The sequence below is a fragment of the Sebaldella sp. S0638 genome (genome assembly GCF_024158605.1).
Lineage (GTDB): Bacteria > Fusobacteriota > Fusobacteriia > Fusobacteriales > Leptotrichiaceae > Sebaldella.
This window is the reverse complement of the sequence record NZ_JAMZGM010000134.1, coordinates 1-569: the sequence shown is the minus strand read 5'-3', so window position 1 is coordinate 569 and position 569 is coordinate 1. Positions and strand designations below refer to the sequence as shown.

At 29.3% G+C, this 569-nt stretch carries 1 protein-coding gene; it reads left to right on the top strand.

The window, feature by feature from the left end:
- Window positions 1–78: 78 nt before the first annotated feature.
- Window positions 79–569: hypothetical protein (locus NK213_RS17970; RefSeq protein ID WP_253351776.1), on the top strand; the 491-nt coding region annotated here is incomplete at its 3' end.

Sequence of the window (569 nt, the reverse complement as noted above, 5' to 3'; positions counted from 1 at the left end):
GAGCGAAGAATAAATTATTTATGAAATCTCAATGTTAATTATAAACAAAAATAAAAAATAAGTCAAGAGAGTGTGATAATGATGAGAAATAAAATATTAACACTATTCAGGAATAATGTTCCATATATAAAAGAATTAAGACAGTTATCGGGAAGTGTAACAGCGAGTATATTGATGCAGCAACTGGATTATTGGTTTGAGAAAAAGCCTGGTGGATTCTATAAATTTTTAGAACCATGTGAGAACAATGAGCTGTATAAAACAGGAGATAGCTGGACAGAGGAACTGGGATTTAGTAAATATGAATTTAAAACAGCTTTTGAGAAAATAGGAGTAGCATATAAGTCAAAAAATGAATTTAAAAAAGCTATGGAAACAGGAGATCCATTTCAAGGGAAATTCTATTGTTGCTATGTAGATAAAATGAAATATATAACTGTTTATTACAGGAATCATGAACTACTAGATTTAGAACTTGAAAAGCTATTATCCCCTGTAAGTGAAGAAAGTTCATTTACAGTAAATGAAGAATCTTTATTTACGGAGATAAAGAAAGTTGATTTACGGGA